The organism is Chloroflexota bacterium (assembly GCA_038040195.1).
Classification (GTDB): Bacteria; Chloroflexota; Limnocylindria; order QHBO01; family QHBO01; genus DASTEQ01.
This window is the reverse complement of the sequence record JBBPIR010000025.1, coordinates 1-2,077: the sequence shown is the minus strand read 5'-3', so window position 1 is coordinate 2,077 and position 2,077 is coordinate 1. Positions and strand designations below refer to the sequence as shown.

Below are 2,077 nucleotides of genomic sequence, written 5' to 3'. Positions count from 1 at the left end.
GGCTTCCCTGTCCCGTACCCCTAAGGTGCGAGAGGTTCCCCGTGATCCTGATTCTACCGACCTGCGTCTGAGCCCGGCCGGGATGAGAAAGACCCTCCCAGCGGCTTAGTTCTGGGAGGGTCCTCACGCTGATAGATGTCTACCTATCCGCGACGTACACTCAATATAGGTATATACCACCTACCCTGTCAAGCCCTATTTCCGTTTTCCCGCCTTCCAGGGCCTCCACTGTGCCTTCCCGTCCTTCAGGGCCTCCTCCATCAGCTTGAGGCCTTCCGTGAGGCTGTGGGCCTGTGTGTAGACGCTCTGCTTCAGGTCCTTGTCGTTCAGGGCCAGGAGGAAATCTCCCTCCCGGATCGAGATGGACAGGGCGGAGACTTCACGAACGCCACCATCGTCGTAGGTCTCATCGCACAGGTACGCGAGGATGGTGGGATACCTCTTCACCCACTGCTCATCGACTGCCGGCAGGGAACCGAGCTTTCCCCCCGCCACTTTCGCATCAGGTCGCTTCATGATCCAATCCTCCCACGGCTTGTACCGGGTGGGCTTCGGGGCGTAGCCGAAATGCCCCCGCACGTTGGTGCGTCCCCTCCCGTTGGTGTAGCAGTGCGGACACCAGTCCAGCATCTGCTTTCGTCTGCCCCGGTTGGGACAGCCCCGTGACCTGGGGTCATGGTTGTGTCGCTCCATGGGCCTATGTTACATGAACGTCGCGGAGAGGGAATCGGGGAAGCGACCTACTCGCTGCGGATCCCTATGGAATAGGGTTCTGACCCTAGGCTGTGTTCCCTAGGTGGTCTCACCTAGGGTAGAGTGCTGTAGTGTTTTCTACCTAAGATTATCTTACCTCCACTTTGCTGATGCCCGATGTGCGGGCGTGCTCGTTCGCGAGGGGTCTTGACAGGGTGTAGGGGTATCACCTATACTGAAGATTGTTCCAACAACTATCGTTCTGACATGGAGTAATGCTATGGCCGTCGGAGACAACTGGAAGGTGACGATCTGCTGTTACACCCCAACTCAGATCTCACTGAATGACTTCTTTGTCCAAACGCTTTCGGAAGGAGCAAACCCACCGACTGCGGCCGCTGTCGCGGAGTCCATCGATATCGTGATGGCACCCCTCTACAAGCCGTGGATGTCATCGCTCGCTCGGTACAGGGGTGTGGCCGTGTCGAAGGTGTCCATCCCACTCCCGACGGCAACTGCGGGTGTCTCGCGGGATGGAGTTGGCACAGGGACTGCGGTCCTCTGCCCCACACAGGTCTCAGGACTCGTGGGCTTCAAGACCGCATTCGCTGGACGGCATTTCCGCGGGCGTGTTTACCCTGGGTTCGTGGATGACGCCTTCAAAGCTGCGGACGGATCACTGACTGCCCCAGGGCTCGTTGTCCTCAACAGTCTGGCTTTTGGGTTCCTCACCCTGTGGAATGCCACCGACATCGTTGCCCCATTCGGTACGGGCGTCCTGGGGACGACAGTTCGGGCCAGGATCGAAGACCTACCGCCCGCGACCCCACCCACCTTCACCATCACTTACAACCGTGTCCTCTCCGCGATCGGTCGGTCACGGTTTGCCACGCAGAGGCGCCGTGGGCAATTCGGTAAGACCAACGTTGTCCCGTTCTAGACATTCCCCAAGGACCCTGGGCAAGGATGCCCCTCTCTGAGGTGCGAGACATGGCCTATAACCTGCCCAACTTCAACCTGGCGGTCAGCATTTGGAGGGGCCCCCAGCCTGTCGCTGGACCTGCTGCGGTTCTCACGATGGGATGCCTGAAGCAGACCAATCGCCAGCAGGTCAGTTTCGGTGGTCCCACCCCCGTGGTAAACCTCACGCAGTCGGTAATTATCTTACTTCCAGCGGGGACAGACGTGAGGGATGGTAGGAACGTTGCCGCTGCGGATGTGATCGAATGCCCACGTGGGACGGGTGCCTTCTACATGGTGGTGGGGGTGTGGGACTCCGCCAGAGGGTTCGCCAATGCCCACCGAGTGGCCAACTGTGTCCCGACTGCTGGCTTCCCTGTCCCGTACCCCTAAGGTGCGAGAGGTTCCCCGTGATCCTGATTCT

The 2,077-nt window shown here is 59.5% G+C and carries 1 protein-coding gene; it reads right to left on the bottom strand.

Annotation, left to right across the window (positions count from 1 at the left end; all coding sequences use genetic code 11):
* Nucleotides 1-195: 195 nt before the first annotated feature.
* On the bottom strand, nt 196-516 hold the full coding sequence (locus tag AABM41_09790; protein ID MEK6192587.1) for a hypothetical protein: 321 nt from the start codon (nt 514-516) through the stop codon (nt 196-198).
* Between the last annotated feature and the right edge of the window lie 1,561 nt (nt 517-2,077).

Excerpts from the sequence above, each read along its gene's own strand:
- AABM41_09790 (MEK6192587.1), bottom strand. The coding sequence starts at position 516 with ATGAAGCGACCTGATGCGAAAGTGGCGGGGGGAAAGCTCGGTTCCCTG.